This window comes from Methylophilus flavus (assembly GCF_042678905.1).
Classification (GTDB): Bacteria; Pseudomonadota; Gammaproteobacteria; order Burkholderiales; family Methylophilaceae; genus Methylophilus; species Methylophilus flavus.
Map to the genome: position 1 here is coordinate 495,927 of NZ_JBHTLN010000002.1, position 17,037 is coordinate 512,963.

The following is a 17,037-nucleotide window of genomic DNA, read 5'->3' on the forward strand; positions in this document are numbered from 1 at the left end:
GCCAAAACCAAAAATCCTATCGAGTAATGGCTAGGCAAAGCAAAGGAGCCATTGAATGAACATGCAGGATCTGCCAATGGCTGGTACGGAAGCGCATGCCCTGACAGCAGAATTGCTCTCTGAAGCGAAAAGCCTGGCAGCGCAGAGCGGGCGTCCCGTGATCGAAGTGCTGGAAGAATTATCCACGTTATCGCCAGATGCCTTTGTGCTGGCCTTGGCCAGCTTGATGCATTATCCGCCATTGAGTGCGCTGGATCTGAATGCCATGCAGCCGTTGTTTGACCGCCTAAGCTTCAACGAGGCAGTTGCCATGCAGGCGGTGTTGATGCAGAACCAGGATGGACAAGTCAGATTAGTCATTGCCGACCCGTTCGATCATGGTTTGCAGCTGCGCTTGCAGAACAGCGTGCGCCTCCCTGTGCAATGGTGCCTGGCGCACCGCAATGATATCGCTACCTGTTTACAGTATCACGAATCGCAAATGCGAGCACTGGACCAGATGCATACTGAAGACGGGCTGAGTAGTGAAGACCAGGTGCCTGTCGAACAGCTGTCACTTAAATCTATCAGCGAAGATAGCAGCCCGGTGGTGCGCTTTGTGCGTTCGACTTTATACGATGCCCTGAAAGCAGGTGCGAGTGATATCCACCTTGAATCCACCGTACATGGCCTGCGCGTGAAATACCGCATTGATGGCGTGCTCAATGAAGCCGGGGGACTGAGCGGCGTCATGCAGGCAGAACAGGCGATTTCCCGGATCAAGGTCATGTCGGAACTGGACATTGCCGAGCGCCGTATCCCGCAGGATGGGCGCTGTAAGGTGCATGCACTCGGGCGCGAAATCGATCTGCGGGTATCCATCATGCCCAGTGTGATCGGCGAAGATGCGGTATTGCGGGTGCTAGACCGCAAGGCACTCAGTGAAGCGCAAGGTATCAGCCTGGAAGTGCTGGGCTTTGCCCCGGCCATGCTGACGCAGATCCGCACCCAGGCCGAGGCGCCGTATGGCATGTTCCTGGTGACCGGCCCCACCGGCAGCGGAAAGACCACCACCTTGTACGGCATGATCTCCGAGATCAATACCGGCCAGGACAAGATAGTCACCATTGAAGATCCGGTCGAATATCAACTACCTGGGGTGCTGCAAATTCCGGTCAACGAGAAAAAAGGTCTCACCTTTGCGCGTGGCCTGCGTTCCATTTTGCGGCATGACCCGGACAAAATCATGGTCGGTGAGATCCGTGATGGCGAGACCGCGCAGATTGCCGTGCAGTCAGCGCTGACCGGTCACCTGGTGCTGACCACCGTGCATGCCAATAACGTGTTTGATGTGATCGGCCGTTTTACCAATATGGGCGTGGATGCCTACAGTTTTGTGTCGGCGGTGAACGTCATTCTGGCGCAACGCCTGATACGCGTGATCTGCCCGTTTTGCAAGGTAGATGACCAGCCTGACCAGGAGTTGTTGCTGAAATCCGGGCTGGATGCAGAAGCCAGTGCGCACTTCCATTTCAAGAAAGGGCAGGGCTGTGGTCAATGCCATGGCACCGGCTACAAGGGCCGTAAAGGCATTGCGGAGTTGCTGTTGTTTGATGATGGCATGCGGGAGCTGATCGTGGCGAAAGCGCCCATCAGCCAAATCAAGGCACTGGCGGCCAAATCCGGTACCCGCTCCATGCGTGAAGCGGGTATGGCATTAGTTAAGGCCGGCGAAACCACCTTGCAGGAGATCAATCGTGTTACAGCATTATCCTGATCCCGGCATTGACTGCCATTTCGCGGATAGCCGCCGCTGGTGGCAGGCACTCAGTGCGCCTGAGCTAAGGATAGTGGTGACTTGCGATGCACTGGAAGTGTTGACGTTTGAACGCCAGTGGTTGCCAGGCGGACCACGTGCATTGTTGAGTCACCAACATTATCCCTTAGCCGGACGGCCGCAGGATACGCTGCCGCCAGAGGAAACGTGGCAGAGCCTGCGTGACATACTCGCAGCGCTGAAGGGCCAGCGCTGGCATGTGGTGGTGGTGCTTTCCGATCAATATACGCGCTGGCTGGTGCTGCCCTGGCAAAGCGAGATTCGCAGTGCTGCCGAAAAACAGGCCTATTACAGCCATGGCCTGCAACAGGCGTTCGGCCTGGAGGTGCAGGATTGGCAAGTACAAGCGCAGGCCAGTAGCTATGGGAAAAATACGCTGGTCAATGCCGTACCACCCGGACTCACTGAGCAATTGCATGCCGTGTTTGCTGAAGTCCGTTTCACGCCGGGTGTGATTGCGCCAGCCTGGATGTTGTCTGTGAACCAGGCACTGCATACCATGCGGCAGCAAAAACTACCTCAGCAGGGTTGGATCATCAGCCGCGAATCCGGCAGCTTGACCATAGGCTGCCTGGTAGATGGTGAATGGCAGCAAATCCGCTATTTACCCGTAGATGCACAATGGCGTGAGAGCCTGAGCCAGTGTTTAATGCGCGAGCAGGTGATGCATCCCGACTGGGTCGATTTGCCGGTGTTTTTGCCACAGGCGCAATTGAGTGGCGTCACCACCAACTCTTTATCGCCATTTGCGTTGATTGATGTGCAACCAGGTCATTGGCTGGGCGAAGCCTTTCACCAGCAGTTGCGCAGGAGGCTGGCGTAATGCGGCGGCTGACATTTAACCATGCGCGGGGCCAGGCACCGGGGCCAGCGCCATTGTTGTTCGGCCTGGGACTCTTGCTGGTATCTGGCATGCTGGCTGGCATTTATCTGCAACTGGCCAATGAGAATGCGGTGTTGCAGCAGCAATTGCAGGCGCGGCAGGCAGCCATTTCCCCGGTCAAAAATCCGCAAACCAATTTATCGTCAGCCAGCCAGCAGGCGATCACCGCAGAAATAGCTGAAGCGCAATCGCATATACAAACACCCTGGATACCTTTATTGAATACACTGGAAAAAGTGCAACAGCCTCAGTTGTACTGGATGCAACTGGCGCCGGATGCCAAACGAAAGCATATCCGCATGACGGTGCTGGCCCCGCATCGCAAACAGGGGTGGGCGCTGGTTGAGCGTTTAAAACAGCAATCCGGCCTGGCTGACGTCAAGTTGAATGCCAGCGAATCCACCGATGTGAACGGATCAATGATGACTACCTTACATCTGGAGGCAGGATGGCTGTACTGAATCATCCTGTGCAGCGTTTGCTTTTCCGCTGGCAGCAAGGTCCTTTGGGGCAGCGCTGGGTGGCAGCCTTGCTGGTGATCGTGCTGATACTTTTAGCGTTATTGAGTCATGCCTTTTTCACGCGTCATCAATTGCAACAGGACTTGCAGCGACTGCCTGCACGTTCAACACCAGCTATCCCTCTTGCAAAATCTTCAGTGTCCAATGCGGCACAGTCGCTGCAGCAATGGCCATCAGAAGACGAAGCTGAAGGGATCAGTGGCGAGATTCTGGCACAGGCCGATGCCATGGGCATGATCTTTGAGCGGGCTGAATTTCAATCACTCCCTATTGAGCATTCCAGCTTGCAAATACAGCGGATCAAACTGCCGCTGAAAGGCGATTACCTGCAGGTGCGGCAATTCTTAAACCGGGTATTGCAGGCATACCCCAGCCTGGCATTGAGCCAGTTCAAACTGCAACGTAGCGATGTGATGCAAACCGGGGTGGAAGCCTATGTCGAGTTCAGTTTGTATACCCGCAAGCGGGAGCCGACATGATGCGGCGCTGGGTAATGCTGGGCGCACTGGGGCTGACATTACTGGCTTGCTGGTGGGTTGAGCAGGCGGAGCAGCCATCGGATGCCGGCGTCGCCACGGCGCCCCCACGTGTACAAAAACGCATTCCTTTGGCGCAAGTGATGCCCATACTGAAAGCCGACAGTCAGGAAGTGACGCCAGCAAAAACAATCGTGGCAGACGAGGAAGCTGGCGTGAATTTATTCAGCGCCATGCCCATGCCTGTAGCGGAAACGGAAACGGCAGCGGCCGCTGTACCGGTCAGCCCTTATACCTATGCTGGCCGCTTGCAGGAAGGCGGACGCTGGACGGTGTTTTTAACCGATGGACAGCAACAATATGTATTACAGGAAGGCGACCGCTTTGCCGAAGGGTGGAAGGTGGCCGTGCTTGATCAGCAGAAAGTCGTTTTGCAACACGCGGCCGAGCGATTTGAGATCAGGCTGGATGACAAGGTGGATAACGGGGTGGTGTTTTGAATAAGCAAATAATACAAAAGAAGAATTTTTGGCAGTCGGCGTGCTCTGCAACCAGGCCATTGTTATTGTGGAGCCCGTTATTGCTGGCCAGTTGCAGCAACCTGTTTCCCACAGCCACGCCTGGCGATGCCACGCTGGAACAGGCCAGGATCTATGCCGCGCGCGGGCAGGATGATGAAGCGATCAAATTGTTGCAACCGCTAGTGGACGCTCACCCGCGCCAACCACAATATAAAAACTGGCTGACCTTGCTGCAGGAGAAAAAGCTGCAAAAGCAGGTGCAACAGGCTGACAGTTTGCTGGAGGCACAGCAGTATGACGCTGCTGAAGTGATTTACCAGCAAGTGCTGCAGGCTTCATCCACCAACCGTGCCGCCAGTGATGGCCTGCAAAAAGTGAAAATGATGCGGAAACACGCGATGCAAATAGAGCAGGTTCAAACCGCCATCGCGGCAGGGGATTTGGCCGGTGGCGAATTTTTATTACGCAATGTGCTGGCTGAGCAGCCTGCGCATGTGGAGGCGCGGAAACTGTTCGAGCAACTGGAACAGAAGAAAAGCGAACGCGTTGGCGTGGTACGGCCAGTGCAATCGTCACTGAAAAAGAAAGTCACGCTAGAGCTGAAAAATACGCCGATTAAAAATGCTTTCGAGTATCTGGGCAAAGCCGGGGATCTGAATTTTTCTTTTGACCAGGAGTTAAATGAAGGCATACGCGTGAGTGTTTTTCTGCGGGATACGCCGATTGAACAGGCGCTGGACGTGATTCTGACCAGCCACCAGTTAGGCAAGAAAGTCCTCAATGACAACACCTTGCTGATCTACCCGGTTTCTCGTGCGGCACAATATGAAGAACTGTTTGTGCGCAGCTTTTATTTAACCTATATGGACGCCAAGCGGGCATTGAATCTGATGAAAACCGTGTTGCGGACGAGTGACATTTATATAGATGAAAAATTGAATACGCTGGTGATACGCGACACCATGGACAGGATTAAGGTCGCCGAGAAACTGATCGCCTCGCAGGACTTGAGCGAGTCTGAAGTGATGCTGGAGGTGGAGGTGATGGAAATCAACCGCCGCAACCTCGAAAACCTGGGCATACAGTATCCGAGCCAGATCGGGGTCGGCGTGCAGGGTAACGCCCTGGGTAATACCAACGGTACCCAGCCGCAAGGTGGCGAACTGACACTGAGAGAGTTGCGCAACTTTAATGGCAACCTGGGTGTGTTTACCATCAGTGACCCCGCCATTGTGTTGAATCTGTTGCACCAGGATACCGATACCAACCTGCTGGCCAGCCCGAAAATACGCGTGAAGAACCGTGACCGGGCCAAGATCCATGTCGGCGATAAAATTCCGGTGCTGACCAGCGTCGCCAGTGCGCAAGGGTTTGTGAGCCAGAATGTCAACTATATCGAGGTGGGCATCAAGCTCGATGTGGAGCCGGTGATCCAGATGCAGGACCAGGTCAGCATCAAGGTCGCCATGGAGGTCAGCAATATCACTGACCAGGTCACCACCAGTACCGGCGTGCTGGCATATACCATCGGTAGCCGCAATGCCAATACCACCTTGCAGTTACGCAATAACGAAACCCAGATACTGGCAGGCTTGTTCCGTGATGATGAACAGAAAACACAGCGCCGGGTGCCAGGGCTGGGTAACCTGCCGTTTATAGGCAAGCTGTTCAGCAATAATAATCAGGACAAGCGCAAGAATGAAATCGTGCTCCTGATCACGCCACGCATCATGCATAACATCAGCCCGGCCAATTCGGTGTATAGCCTGATTCCTTCCGGGGTGGCGGCGACTGCCAATCCGGTGGGTGCAGGTGGTGCGCGCACGGTGCAGGCGGCAGAGCCTGTAACGCCACAAGCGGTGACGCCGCAATCCACGCAAAGCACCAATGCCCGTAGCGATGGCGGCTTCGGCGCGCAAATCATGAACAGCACTGATACTGGCACCGTGCAGCCATAGGCTTGTGAACAGTATGATGATGTCAGCATCAGGGCGCAGAAACGGATTTACGCTGGTGGAGTTGCTGGTGACGCTGGCCTTGCTGGCGTTGCTGGTGACTTCGGCCAGCCCGGTGGTGCAGCTGAATAGCAAACGTGAAAAAGAGCGCGAACTGAAACGGGCGTTGTGGCAAATCCGCGATGCGCTGGATGCTTATAAGGATGCCGTGGACCAGGGGGTCATTAAAAAAACCGCTGACAGTAGTGGCTATCCTTCCAATCTGAGGATATTGGTGACCGGGGTTGAAAATGCCCAGGATCCAAAAAAGAAAAAAGTGTTTTTCCTGCGGCGTATCCCGCGTGACCCGTTTGCGTCAGATATCACATTGAGTAATGCCCAGACCTGGCGCATACGCGCATATGACGGCGATATTGATGAAATGGCCAAGGATGTCTATGACGTTTCATCCCGTTCCGGTGCTATCGGCATCAACCGGCAACCATATAGTGATTGGTAGAGCGATGGCGAGTGGAATGCAGATGAAGCGCGGATTCACCCTGATTGAAATGCTGGTGGTGCTGGCGATCCTGGCCATGCTGCTGACCATTGTCAGCCCCAAGTTCATGCATATGTTGCAACGCTCAAAAGAAACCACCTTGCGGCATGACCTGCTGACCATGCGTGACGCCATCGACAAGTTTTACAGTGATAAAAACCGTTACCCGGAAGTCCTTGAAGAGTTGGTCGAGCGGCAATACCTGAAAGCGATTCCGCCTGACCCGATGACAGAGCGTAGCGATACCTGGGTGGTTACCCTGCCGCCGAATATAGACGAGCAGGGCAGTGTATTTGATGTGCATAGTGGTTCCAACCAGCTTTCCGGCGATGGCACGCCCTATGCCATCTGGTAAGCAATCACCTGCGGGGTTCGTGCTGATCGGCATGTTTATGCTGGTGATGCTGAGCGGGCTGGTGATGGCGCAGGCAGCCATGCGCTGGCAGACCCAGGTGTTGCGAGAAAGGGAGCAGGAGTTGATCCGTGTCGGCCTGGCTTACAGAGACGCCATCGGACGCTATTACAACCAGACGCCGGGTGTGGTGAAGATGTTTCCGCGTACCTTCGAAGCCTTGCTCAATGATGAGCGGTTTCCTATCCCGCGCCGCCATTTGCGCAAGCCATATGTTGATCCGATCACACAACGTGAAGGCTGGGGCATAGTGGAAGCCCCCAGCGGCGGTATCATGGGTATTTACAGTTTGTCTGATAAACCACCCTTCAAGATCAAGGGTTATCGCGGCGAGTTGCAGCATTTGAATAACAAGCGTTATTACGGTGAATGGTACTTTGTCTATGTGCCACCCGCTATTTCAGGCCAGAATCCGCTTTAACTGGCCCACCGGATAAGTAAGTTTTGCTCAGTAGCTTCGTTCCGCACTTTCCCAATCCATATACCACTTGCACGATAAAACCCGCATAGCAATCATAAATGTAAAAATAAGTTAAAAACGTGAGGTTTTTTGCATCCCCAACGATGAATATATGTAGACGCGATAAAAGGAAACATTCCCCATGTCAATGGGTGTTTTTCCCGACATTGCGAATGTGTTCAAAAAAGGTTTGATTTTTTATCTTTGGGGTGATTTGTGGACTTGGTACCTGACATCGTAGATTTAGTGTTGTATTTGCTTGGCGTACTTTCAGTGGTGGTGTGGGCCATCATCATTATCAAAAGCTGGGCCTGGTACAAATCCCAAAGCGAATCCACAGACTTCCTGTCCGAGTGGCAACAGACGCGCAGTATCTATGAATTACCACTACTCATCTCCAAGAGCGAAAGCAGCTTTGCCCGCTTATGTAATGCCGGTATGAACGCCATGAACGAAGTGATGGCCAATTCAGTACTGCGCCGCAACGAACGGCAGGAAGTGATCCTACTCTCGCTCAAGCAGCAAGCCTACCTCGAACATAAACGTATGGACGGCGGTGTCGCTGTCCTGGCCAGCATAGGCTCGACTGCGCCTTTTATAGGTTTGTTCGGCACCGTCTGGGGCATCATGAATGCGCTCAAGACCATCACTGCCACCGGCTCTGCCGGACTGGATGTGGTGGCAGGTCCTATCGGCGAAGCACTGATTGCCACCGCCATCGGCATTGCCACTGCGGTACCTGCCGTACTCGCCTATAACTACTTTATGCGCCGCCAGAAAGTACACCGTGCCGATATGGAACAAGTCGCCAGCCGCTTCCAGTCTTTACTCACCCAATCCGGTGTAGAAGGCTAAATCATGGCAATCCTTGGCGATGCAGAACAGGAAGACCTGGTGAGCGAGATCAACGTCACACCGCTGGTGGATGTCATGCTGGTACTACTGACCGTGTTCATTGTCACCGCACCCTTACTGATGAACGCAGTGAAAGTAAAGCTGCCGAAAGCCAGTGCTGAAGTCGCCATTACTGTGCCCAAGACCGCGCATATCAGCATCACCGATGCCGGTGATATCTTCCTCGACCAGCAGAAGCTGGCACTGGACACCCTGACCAGCAACCTGGGTACTTTAAAAGCACAACAGGACCCGGCTGTTGAGATCTATGCCGATGAGCATGCCGAGTATGGCATTGTGGCCAAGGTGCTGGTGGCCATCCAGCGGGCTGGCATCAGCAAGTTCAGTTTTGTGATGTCACCGGAAGCGGGCAAGTAGCAAAGATGACCAGCCTGGTCTATATGGAAGATGATAGGTCCACCCAGGTATGGCGCGCAGTCATTCTGTCACTGGTGTTGCACGTGTTGGTAGTCGTGATTTACCCGACACTCAGTCACATACAGCTACCCAAAATCCCCGACCGGCTGGAAATCGAATTCTTTACCATGAAAATGCCCGCCTCAAGACCCAGCGAGCAACAAGTTTCTCCTCCGATGGTGACCTCGGCTCCACCAGAGCCACAAAGGACGACTACCACCGTCAAGCCACGCACAGCGCCGCCGGTGGAGAACCAGAAGTCAGTGATCACTGCGCCTGCGCATAACGAGGCAGATTACCAGGTGCCGGAGCAGGCCTTGCCAGCGCGTGTAGAGCCGGCGCCAGCCGTGAATGCGACAGCTTCGCCCAGTAATAGTGATGCAGCTAACCATACTGCGACCGAGTCGGTTGCCAAAGAGTCCCGGCCGTCACCCGCAGTCAATGCACCGGCAAGCAGTGAGTCGGATGAGCTGACCACCAGCGATAATGATGCCTGGGGCGATTACGGTGAACAGTTACGCTCCCTGGTCAACAAAAGCAAACAATACCCAACCATTGCCATTCGCAGACATCTGGAAGGTGAGGTAATTATCCTGGCGCAATTTGTACGCGGGGAGCTGGTGCAGGTGTCGATGGTAGACAGCAGCAAACATGTGCCACTCGATGAGGAAGCGATGCGGATGGTGAAAAAAGCCATCGCACAACTGGGCGTGAAAGACAGTTTACGCAAGAAGACCTTCAAAGTCTCGATCCCGGTATCTTTCAAACTGGAATAAGAAATATAACAGATCTGCAGCAGTCATCATCGGAAATGCAATCCCTCACTTTCTTAACGATGGTGTCTGCATTTCAACCCCTGCACTTGCCATTTTCCTCGGATAAGTGTGGGGATCTTTTTTGCGTATCAATAACGCTAAGTGTATCAATCGAATTTTTCGCTGCACAAACGCAAGATTTTTCAGTCAAACCAGTCGCGCACTGTTTACGTTTGTAAAAGAATCTTTTGTCATCCTTCGGATTTTTCAAACTGATTTTTTATGGCAATGCACAGTCGCAAGCCATTCGCTATCAGGCATGCAGATTCGTTGATGCATTTAATTATTTATATTTTCAAAGGCAGGCGTATTCTTTTTTCTTGTCACTCAGGTTGTCTTATGCTACCTTTCAATGTGTAACAAATTTGTAACTAAACGTAATTTAGTTGCTACAGATTCAGTTCCGGGTTGGCAAACATGTTATCCATCTGCGAAACACAATGCATTGCAAAGCCTAACGCTTCCGCTTCTGCTGAAAGTGTGTGGAGATTGCTGCTAAGTTTGGGCGTATTAACCATACTGATAGCCTTTGCTTTTTTGCATATCGGTGCCTGGATGGTGTTGCCGTTTGCCGGTTTGGAATTAGTGTTGGTGGTTCTGGCGTTTGTGTTGGTGTTGCGACACAGCAGTGATTACGAAAAAATCACATTCGCCGAGGATCATGTTGAGATTGAACAGAGTGTATTAGGCAAAATAAAACACGTTCGTTTTCAACGATATTGGACTCGTATAACGCTCAGGGAAGGTGAGAACGGTAAAACGTCACTGTGGATTGGGTCCCATAATCAAGAAGTCGAGTTTGGTCGTGACACCATGAACAACGCGCAACGCGATGAGCTGGTGTCTCACTTAAGGCGCACACTTCTAAAAACTAAATAACTAGATTTTGGAGCAGATTAGATGCAAGGAATGAAGAAGCTTGGGGCTAGTGCGTTTGCACTGTTGTATTCATTAAGCGCACGCGCTGACTACACTTTCAATTTCCCAGACCCGGTCACACCGATGGCGCTGGACACATTGCACGTTCATAACAAATTCATGCTGATTACTGCCGTGATTTTTGTGGTGGTACTGGCAATCATGATTTATTCAATTGTGAAGCACCGGCACGACAAAGGCTATAAAGCGGTTGTTGATAAGCCACCTTCTACCACAGTCGAAATTTTCTGGACCCTGATCCCGTTTGTCATCCTGTTGCTGATTGACTTTGTCATCATGGGCATCCCGGCCTACCACAGTGTAGTCATGATGGAAGATACGCGTGACCAGTCAACCATGGTCATCAAGATCACCGGTTCACAGTGGCGCTGGCAGTACGAGTATCTCGACGGTGATGCCAAAGGCATCAAATTCGTCAGCAACCTGGCAACTTCAAATGACCAGCTGAACAACAAGGAAGAAAAAGGCGAGCATTACCTGCTGGAAGTTGATAATCCGCTGGTGCTGCCGGTAGGCGAGAAAGTCCGCATCCTGATGACAGCATCTGACGTATTGCATAACTGGTGGGTGCCGCAGTTTGGTTCTTCACGCGTGGCTGTACCCGGCTTTATCCGTGAAACCTGGGTGCAGGTTGAAAAGGCCGGTGTCTATCGCGGCCAATGTAAAGAGTTATGCGGTAAAGGCCATGGCTATATGCCAGTGGTAGTGAATGCGGTTTCTAAAGAAGAGTTCGCTGCCTGGGCTGGTAAAAAACAGGAGGAGCAAAAAGCCGCCGGTGATGTCAAAGAAATGACCAAAGAAGAATTGCTGGCCCAGGGTAAAACCGTTTACGAGAAAAACTGTGCGGTCTGTCACCAGGTTACCGGTGCTGGCCTGCCTCCGGCTTTCCCGGCACTGACAGGCAGCAAGATTGCTGTCGGGCCTATCTTCGGGGCGGATGGTAAATATCAAAAAGACAGTCATCTTGATCGCGTACTGAACGGCAAAGGTGTAATGCCGGCCTGGAAAGCGACCCTGAATGATACTGAAATTGCTGCTGTGATTACTTATGAGCGCAATGCCCTGGGGAATACTGCTTCGGTAGATGCCCTGGTGCAGCCGCCACAAGTCAAAGCAGCGCGTGAATAATACTTTAAGAGATTTTTAGGAGAGCAACGATGAGTACTACTTCCGTAGCACATCACGACGAGCACCAGGAGCATCCTACCGGGATCATTCGTTGGTTGACGACGACCAACCACAAAGATATCGGGACCATGTACCTGACATTTTCACTGGTCATGTTTCTGGTTGGTGGCTGTATGATTCTTGGCATTCGTGCCGAGCTGTTCAAGCCGGGCCTGCAACTGATGAACCCCGAGTTTTTCAATCAACTGATTGGCGTGCATGCGTTGATCATGATTTTTGCGGCGCTCATGCCTGCCGCTACCGGTTTTGCCAACTGGATGTTGCCGTTACAACTGGGCGCGCCGGACATGGCATTGCCGCGGTTGAATAACTGGGGCTTCTGGATTCTGCCGCCATCAGCCATTCTGCTGACCTTGCCTTTTACCCTGGCCTTATTCGGCATTGGTGATGGTGCGCTGGCAACCGGCTGGACCTTCTATCCGCCACTCTCAGTGCAAGGTGGCATAGGCGTGGACTTCGCCATTTTTGCTGTGCACTTACTGGGGATTTCTTCAGTATTAGGTTCTATTAATGTCATCGTCACTATTTTCAACATGCGCGCGCCTGGCATGACTCTGATGAAAATGCCATTGTTTGCATGGGGCTGGCTGATCACTGCTTTCCTGCTGATCGCTACTATTCCTGTGCTGGCCGGTGCGGTGACCATGTTGCTGACAGACCGACATTTTGGTACGCACTTCTTTGATGCGGCCGGTGGTGGTGACCCTATCATGTTCCAGCACTTGTTCTGGTTCTTTGGCCATCCTGAAGTGTATATTCTGCTGTTGCCGGTATGGGGTTTCATTCCACAGATCCTGCAAACTTTCAGCCGTAAGCCAATGTATGGCTACAAAGCGCAAGTGTATTCGCTGTGGTCTATTGGCGCGCTGTCAGTCGTTGTCTGGGCGCATCACTTCTTTACTGCAGGTATGCCTGTGCCAGCCTTGCTGTACTTTATGTATAGCACCATGGCGATTTCATTGCCGCTGGCCGTGCTGTTCTATTGCTGGATCCGCACCATGTGGAAAGGCGCCATGACGTTTGAAACACCTATGCTGTTTACCGTGGGCTGGATTATCCTTTTTGGTGTCGGTGGCCTGACAGGTCTGGTACTGGCCGACGTAGCCGCGGATGCGCAATACCATAACAGTTACTTCGTGGTTGCCCACTTCCACTACACGCTGTTTGCCGGTGGCATCATGGGTATCATGGCTGGTGTTTACTACTGGCTGCCAAAAATGACAGGCCATATGTACAACGAGAAGTTGGGTAAATTGCACTTCTGGTTAACTGCCATTTCATTCAACGTGACTTTCATTCCTCAGTTCTTTGTCGGTCTGGCAGGTATGCCACGCCGTATCCCTGATTACGCACTGCAATTTGCCGAATTCAATATGATTTCGACAGTGGGTGCCTTTGTACTGGGCTTGTCACAACTGTTGCTGGTGTACAACATCATCAGTTGTGCCAGAGGCGGCCAAAAAGCGACTGACAAAGTTTGGGAAGGCGCGATTGGCCTGGAGTGGACATTACCTTCACCTCCGCCTTACCACAGCTTTACCGAGCAGCCTGTTGTGAAATAAGCATGCATCAGACCATTCGGCAATGGCTGGGTGGTCTTTAATGCAATCGTGAGACAGGAACAGATTTTGAGTAAACCAAAGCAAAGTAATAACAAAAAGATTGCCTGGATTTTGGCTGGTGTGGCAATCGCATGGTATGTGATTTCAATGTTTACCATGTGGAAATAATATTGAAGGCATGCATTAGTGAACGAGCAACAGTCGCAGGCCAATAAAAAACTGGCATTAAAGTTAGTGTGGATTATTGCAGGTGCTTTGCTGTTTGCATTTGCCCTGGTGCCACTGTATGACGTGATTTGTTCTGTCACCGGTTTGAATGGCAAAACAAGCAATGTTGCGCAGACGGCAACTAAACAAAAGGTGGATACCTCGCGTGAAGTGACGGTGCAATTTGTATCATCTGTCATGCCAGGGTTGGGTTGGAATTTTTATCCCAAACAAAGTAGCGTCAAGGTACACCCCGGGCAAGTGACCGTGGTGATGTTTGAAGCGAAAAATATTACGAGTGAAGTGGTAGTGGGGCAGGCGATTCCCAGTGTGACACCGGGTAAAGCGTCGGCCCACCTGAAGAAGATTGAGTGTTTTTGCTTTGTGCGGCAATCCCTCAATCCCGGCCAGGTGAAACAGCTGCCACTCAGGTTTTTTATCAGCGCGGATCTGCCGACAGATGTGAATGAGTTAACGTTATCGTACTCATTTTTTCCGGCGACTAATGATTCAAATTAATTAATTGATGTGAGTATCAGGAAGTTTAGATTGAGGGCAACTTCCAAGCCAGACTAGGTGTGAGTAAAAAATTTTGACGCGGTATACATATTGATATATCAGGATAAATTTTTTATGAGTAGCAATGTATGGCGACGAAGGTGGGCTCAAGCAAAGCTTACGTAACTATAAAAATCAAATGATTGGGAGTTTTAGGCATGGCAAGTCATTCAGATAACCATTATTTCGTACCGCACGGCAGCATTTACCCCGCCTTCATTTCGGTTGGCCTGCTCTCCATGGCCAGCGGTTTTGTGTTTAACGTGACGGGCTCTGATTTACGCGGTGACGGTTCGCTCAAGAATCCATCGCTCGACTACCTGGCTACACCTGGCAAATACATGATGTATCTTGGCTTGGCGATCATTCTGTTCATGATGTTCAAATGGCTGAGTGATGTGGTCACCGAGAGCATGACCGGACAGTATAAAAAATGGGAAGACAAATCATTCCGTATCGGGATGATTGTGTTTATCTGTTCAGAGGTCGCGTTCTTTGCAGCGTTCTTCGGTGCGCTGTTTTATATGCGGGTGTTATCGGTGCCTGACCTGGCTTCGTATGCGCCCGATATCACGCCCTATAAAGACTTTTTAAACACCTGGCCAACGCAGGGTCCGGGCGGGGTCGTGCTGGGTGAGACGTTCAAGCCTAATCCTGATTTCCACCCGATGTCATGGAGTGGCCTGCCTCTGATCAATACCTTGTTATTATTGAGCTCTGGCGCGACCATTACCTGGGCGCATTGGGGGCTGATTAAAAATAACCGCAAACAATTGATTGTAGGCTTGGCTTTGACAGTGGCTTTGGGGATTACTTTCCTGATTTGCCAGGCTGCAGAATATCACCATGCCTACACTGAAATGGGGCTGACACTGAAGTCCGGTGCTTATGGCGCCACCTTCTTTATGTTGACCGGTTTTCACGGTTTCCATGTGACGATTGGTACTTTGATGTTGATCGTGATTTTGTTGCGCAGCATTAAAGGGCATTTCACACCAGAACATCATTTCGGTTTTGAAGGCGTGGCCTGGTACTGGCATTTTGTAGATGTGGTGTGGTTGGGCTTGTATATCTTTGTCTACATGCTCTAGCAATATTAAAAAGGGCGCCAAAAGCGCCCTTTTCTGTGACTGTTGCTTGTCAGCTGTTTACCATCAAAGAAATTCGATCAAAGAGGTTGATTCATGACAATTCACTTGGCGCAGTTTATCAACTGACAAGTTTCTAAATTGCAGGTCACTACAGTGTGTGGCCAATATAGCCAAAATGAGCGGCAATAATAAGTAGCAGAAATAAGGTAATGGACAGACCGATACGCATTGTGAGTGCTTTCACGGTGCGATCAGAACCTTGTTTATCTTTGAGTAGAAATACCAGGGCTGAAAACAAACTGCCTATAATGACAAGTAGTATTAGAACCGTTGCAATTTTGATAAGCATGGTGTGATCCTGCGCTAAGTGAAAACAAATAGTGAAGGCACATTATGGGCTGTAAGTAGGAAAATGCAAATACCTTTAGGATCGTATGTGTTGAGGGTGCGGCCGGTGGTGATTCTGGTGGTGGCACTCATGGTTTTTGGCTGTTTTAAATTGGGCATGTGGCAGTGGCACAAAGCCGAACAAAAGCAGGCGATTACGCTTGCCCTGACCGATGGCAAGCTGAATGTGGTCGAGTTGCTCGCGCAGGGTAAGCTGGATGAAGAGAATATAGAAGCACTACACACGCGGACGGTTAAACTGACCGGGCATTATCTGATTGAACACAGTTTTTTCCTCGATAACCAGGTGGAGCAGGGGCAGGCAGGTTTTCATGTGCTGACGCCATTTTTGTTAAATGATGGGCACACAGTTATTCTGGTCAATCGAGGATGGGTGGCAGGTTTTTCTGATCATCAGCAATTGCCAGTGGTAGAGACTAATCCTGCGGAGCAGACCGTTGCAGGCATGTTGTGGCATCAAAAGAAAACCGGTTTTCAATTGGGTAAACAGGATGCCACATGGAATAAAGTACAGCAGGTGATCGATTTTGAATATTTGCAGCAGCAGTTACCCTATCCCTTACTGCCGCATGCCATACTCAAGCTTGATCCTGCAGTCGCGCAAGATGGATTTGTCCGGAACTGGGATGTGCCCGCCGGGCAAGTGGAGAAACATTTAAGTTATGCCTATCAATGGTTTGGTTTTGCGTTGGCAAGCATCCTGATTGGTGTGTATCAAATGCTGGAAAAACGGCAGGAAGAAAGTTAGTCAGGTAGTCATGCAAGAAAATTCAAATACGCACGCTTCATTGGATGCAGCACAGCAACGCAAAGGACGCATGATCTTTTTACTGCTGGCGATTTTCTTCACCGTGCCTTTGGTGGTCGTGGTGGCGATGATCAAATTTGACTGGCGCCCCAGTGGCAAAAGTTACGGCCAGCTGATACAACCCCCGGTTTCAATCGCTTCTACTACTCATTGGGTCACTGACAATCAGCAAGCTGCGCCCGCCTTCTGGCAAGACAAATGGAATATCGTGCTGATTGCAGGCGAGTGTGATGCACGCTGTATGCAGCGCCTGTACGATTTGAGACAAGTATATGTTTCGTTGTATAAAGACATGATACGTGTACAGCGCGTGCTGATCACGCAACAGGCAGATACGCAGCAGATTCGTGAACGGTATCCTGACCTGCTGATCATCAATGGTGAGTCTGAACAGGTGGCTGCACTGGGGCGTATGCTTAGCGGCGGCGGCCAAAATACGCTGGCGGCGCAACGGGTGTATTTTATTGATCCGCTCGGTAATGTCATGATGCAGTACGACCTTGAGCAGGAAGCGAAGTGGATACGTAAAGACCTGATGAAGTTGCTGAAAGCTTCCTGGGCTGGTTGA

The 17,037-nt window shown here is 51.3% G+C and carries 20 protein-coding genes; 19 read left to right on the forward strand and 1 reads right to left on the reverse strand.

Annotation, left to right across the window (positions count from 1 at the left end; all coding sequences use genetic code 11):
• The first annotated feature begins 55 nt into the window (after positions 1-55).
• From ACFQ2T_RS12370 to ACFQ2T_RS12450, 17 genes are all read left to right on the forward strand, one after another.
• Positions 56-1,756, forward strand: coding sequence for a GspE/PulE family protein (locus ACFQ2T_RS12370; RefSeq protein WP_379034855.1), 1,701 nt, complete (start codon positions 56-58; stop codon positions 1,754-1,756).
• Positions 1,737-2,639: a hypothetical protein gene (locus ACFQ2T_RS12375; RefSeq protein ID WP_379034857.1), complete on the forward strand. Its 903-nt coding sequence runs from the start codon at positions 1,737-1,739 to the stop codon at positions 2,637-2,639. Before ACFQ2T_RS12370 ends, ACFQ2T_RS12375 begins: the two co-directional genes overlap by 20 nt.
• Positions 2,639-3,160: a hypothetical protein gene (locus ACFQ2T_RS12380; RefSeq protein ID WP_379034859.1), complete on the forward strand. Its 522-nt coding sequence runs from the start codon at positions 2,639-2,641 to the stop codon at positions 3,158-3,160. Before ACFQ2T_RS12375 ends, ACFQ2T_RS12380 begins: the two co-directional genes overlap by 1 nt.
• The gene (locus tag ACFQ2T_RS12385) at positions 3,148-3,699 is read left to right on the forward strand and encodes a hypothetical protein (protein ID WP_379034861.1); all 552 of its coding nucleotides are present in this window, start codon (positions 3,148-3,150) and stop codon (positions 3,697-3,699) included. The genes ACFQ2T_RS12380 and ACFQ2T_RS12385 overlap by 13 nt, the downstream gene beginning before the upstream one ends.
• Positions 3,696-4,196 carry a hypothetical protein gene (locus ACFQ2T_RS12390; protein WP_379034863.1) on the forward strand — a complete coding sequence of 167 codons (501 nt, stop codon included), beginning with the start codon at positions 3,696-3,698 and terminating at the stop codon, positions 4,194-4,196. The genes ACFQ2T_RS12385 and ACFQ2T_RS12390 overlap by 4 nt, the downstream gene beginning before the upstream one ends.
• Positions 4,193-6,175, forward strand: a complete 1,983-nt coding sequence (locus ACFQ2T_RS12395) for a type II and III secretion system protein (protein WP_379034864.1) — start codon at positions 4,193-4,195, stop codon at positions 6,173-6,175. Before ACFQ2T_RS12390 ends, ACFQ2T_RS12395 begins: the two co-directional genes overlap by 4 nt.
• Before the next feature lie 16 nt (positions 6,176-6,191).
• Positions 6,192-6,671 (forward strand): prepilin-type N-terminal cleavage/methylation domain-containing protein, encoded by a 480-nt coding sequence (locus ACFQ2T_RS12400; RefSeq protein WP_379034866.1) that lies wholly within the window; start codon positions 6,192-6,194, stop codon positions 6,669-6,671.
• A gap of 22 nt (positions 6,672-6,693) precedes the next feature.
• Entirely contained in the window at positions 6,694-7,065 is a 372-nt protein-coding gene (locus ACFQ2T_RS12405; protein WP_379034868.1) for a type II secretion system protein, read from the forward strand.
• Positions 7,052-7,543 (forward strand): type II secretion system protein, encoded by a 492-nt coding sequence (locus tag ACFQ2T_RS12410; RefSeq protein WP_379034870.1) that lies wholly within the window; start codon positions 7,052-7,054, stop codon positions 7,541-7,543. The genes ACFQ2T_RS12405 and ACFQ2T_RS12410 overlap by 14 nt, the downstream gene beginning before the upstream one ends.
• A 255-nt stretch (positions 7,544-7,798) precedes the next feature.
• On the forward strand, positions 7,799-8,437 hold the full coding sequence (locus ACFQ2T_RS12415; RefSeq protein ID WP_379031902.1) for a MotA/TolQ/ExbB proton channel family protein: 639 nt from the start codon (positions 7,799-7,801) through the stop codon (positions 8,435-8,437).
• Positions 8,438-8,440: 3 nt separating this feature from the next.
• Entirely contained in the window at positions 8,441-8,854 is a 414-nt protein-coding gene (locus ACFQ2T_RS12420; RefSeq protein WP_379034872.1) for an ExbD/TolR family protein, read from the forward strand.
• 5 nt (positions 8,855-8,859) lie between these two features.
• Positions 8,860-9,669, forward strand: a complete 810-nt coding sequence (locus ACFQ2T_RS12425) for a TonB family protein (protein WP_379034874.1) — start codon at positions 8,860-8,862, stop codon at positions 9,667-9,669.
• Positions 9,670-10,125: 456 nt separating this feature from the next.
• Positions 10,126-10,587 (forward strand): DUF2244 domain-containing protein, encoded by a 462-nt coding sequence (locus ACFQ2T_RS12430; protein ID WP_379034876.1) that lies wholly within the window; start codon positions 10,126-10,128, stop codon positions 10,585-10,587.
• Between the two features lie 21 nt (positions 10,588-10,608).
• On the forward strand, positions 10,609-11,775 hold the full coding sequence (gene coxB / locus ACFQ2T_RS12435) for a cytochrome c oxidase subunit II (RefSeq protein WP_379034878.1): 1,167 nt from the start codon (positions 10,609-10,611) through the stop codon (positions 11,773-11,775).
• A 29-nt stretch (positions 11,776-11,804) separates the two neighbouring features.
• Positions 11,805-13,397, forward strand: a complete 1,593-nt coding sequence (ctaD, locus tag ACFQ2T_RS12440) for a cytochrome c oxidase subunit I (RefSeq protein WP_379034880.1) — start codon at positions 11,805-11,807, stop codon at positions 13,395-13,397.
• 186 nt (positions 13,398-13,583) lie between these two features.
• Complete coding sequence (locus tag ACFQ2T_RS12445) at positions 13,584-14,123, forward strand: cytochrome c oxidase assembly protein (protein ID WP_379034882.1); 540 nt, start codon at positions 13,584-13,586, stop codon at positions 14,121-14,123.
• A gap of 197 nt (positions 14,124-14,320) precedes the next feature.
• Positions 14,321-15,253 carry a cytochrome c oxidase subunit 3 gene (locus ACFQ2T_RS12450; RefSeq protein ID WP_379034884.1) on the forward strand — a complete coding sequence of 311 codons (933 nt, stop codon included), beginning with the start codon at positions 14,321-14,323 and terminating at the stop codon, positions 15,251-15,253.
• Between the two features lie 148 nt (positions 15,254-15,401).
• On the opposite strand, the gene ACFQ2T_RS12455 is transcribed toward ACFQ2T_RS12450, so the two are convergent.
• Positions 15,402-15,602, reverse strand: a complete 201-nt coding sequence (locus tag ACFQ2T_RS12455) for a twin transmembrane helix small protein (protein WP_379034886.1) — start codon at positions 15,600-15,602, stop codon at positions 15,402-15,404.
• Positions 15,603-15,665: 63 nt separating this feature from the next.
• Here ACFQ2T_RS12455 and ACFQ2T_RS12460 point away from each other — a divergent pair, with 63 nt between their 5' ends.
• Together ACFQ2T_RS12460 and ACFQ2T_RS12465 are read left to right on the forward strand one after the other, a co-directional pair.
• On the forward strand, positions 15,666-16,409 hold the full coding sequence (locus tag ACFQ2T_RS12460) for an SURF1 family protein (RefSeq protein WP_379034888.1): 744 nt from the start codon (positions 15,666-15,668) through the stop codon (positions 16,407-16,409).
• Positions 16,410-16,419: 10 nt separating this feature from the next.
• The gene (locus tag ACFQ2T_RS12465; protein WP_379034890.1) at positions 16,420-17,037 is read left to right on the forward strand and encodes an SCO family protein; all 618 of its coding nucleotides are present in this window, start codon (positions 16,420-16,422) and stop codon (positions 17,035-17,037) included.

Excerpts from the sequence above, each read along its gene's own strand:
- ACFQ2T_RS12370 (WP_379034855.1), top strand. The coding sequence starts at position 56 with ATGAACATGCAGGATCTGCCAATGGCTGGTACGGAAGCGCATGCCCTG.
- ACFQ2T_RS12380 (WP_379034859.1), top strand. The coding sequence starts at position 2,639 with ATGCGGCGGCTGACATTTAACCATGCGCGGGGCCAGGCACCGGGGCCA.
- ACFQ2T_RS12385 (WP_379034861.1), top strand. The coding sequence starts at position 3,148 with ATGGCTGTACTGAATCATCCTGTGCAGCGTTTGCTTTTCCGCTGGCAG.
- ACFQ2T_RS12390 (WP_379034863.1), top strand. The coding sequence starts at position 3,696 with ATGATGCGGCGCTGGGTAATGCTGGGCGCACTGGGGCTGACATTACTG.
- ACFQ2T_RS12400 (WP_379034866.1), top strand. The coding sequence starts at position 6,192 with ATGATGTCAGCATCAGGGCGCAGAAACGGATTTACGCTGGTGGAGTTG.
- ACFQ2T_RS12405 (WP_379034868.1), top strand. The coding sequence starts at position 6,694 with ATGAAGCGCGGATTCACCCTGATTGAAATGCTGGTGGTGCTGGCGATC.
- ACFQ2T_RS12410 (WP_379034870.1), top strand. The coding sequence starts at position 7,052 with ATGCCATCTGGTAAGCAATCACCTGCGGGGTTCGTGCTGATCGGCATG.
- ACFQ2T_RS12420 (WP_379034872.1), top strand. The coding sequence starts at position 8,441 with ATGGCAATCCTTGGCGATGCAGAACAGGAAGACCTGGTGAGCGAGATC.
- ACFQ2T_RS12425 (WP_379034874.1), top strand. The coding sequence starts at position 8,860 with ATGACCAGCCTGGTCTATATGGAAGATGATAGGTCCACCCAGGTATGG.
- ACFQ2T_RS12430 (WP_379034876.1), top strand. The coding sequence starts at position 10,126 with ATGTTATCCATCTGCGAAACACAATGCATTGCAAAGCCTAACGCTTCC.
- coxB (WP_379034878.1), top strand. The coding sequence starts at position 10,609 with ATGCAAGGAATGAAGAAGCTTGGGGCTAGTGCGTTTGCACTGTTGTAT.
- ctaD (WP_379034880.1), top strand. The coding sequence starts at position 11,805 with ATGAGTACTACTTCCGTAGCACATCACGACGAGCACCAGGAGCATCCT.
- ACFQ2T_RS12450 (WP_379034884.1), top strand. The coding sequence starts at position 14,321 with ATGGCAAGTCATTCAGATAACCATTATTTCGTACCGCACGGCAGCATT.
- ACFQ2T_RS12455 (WP_379034886.1), bottom strand. The coding sequence starts at position 15,602 with ATGCTTATCAAAATTGCAACGGTTCTAATACTACTTGTCATTATAGGC.
- ACFQ2T_RS12460 (WP_379034888.1), top strand. The coding sequence starts at position 15,666 with ATGCAAATACCTTTAGGATCGTATGTGTTGAGGGTGCGGCCGGTGGTG.
- ACFQ2T_RS12465 (WP_379034890.1), top strand. The coding sequence starts at position 16,420 with ATGCAAGAAAATTCAAATACGCACGCTTCATTGGATGCAGCACAGCAA.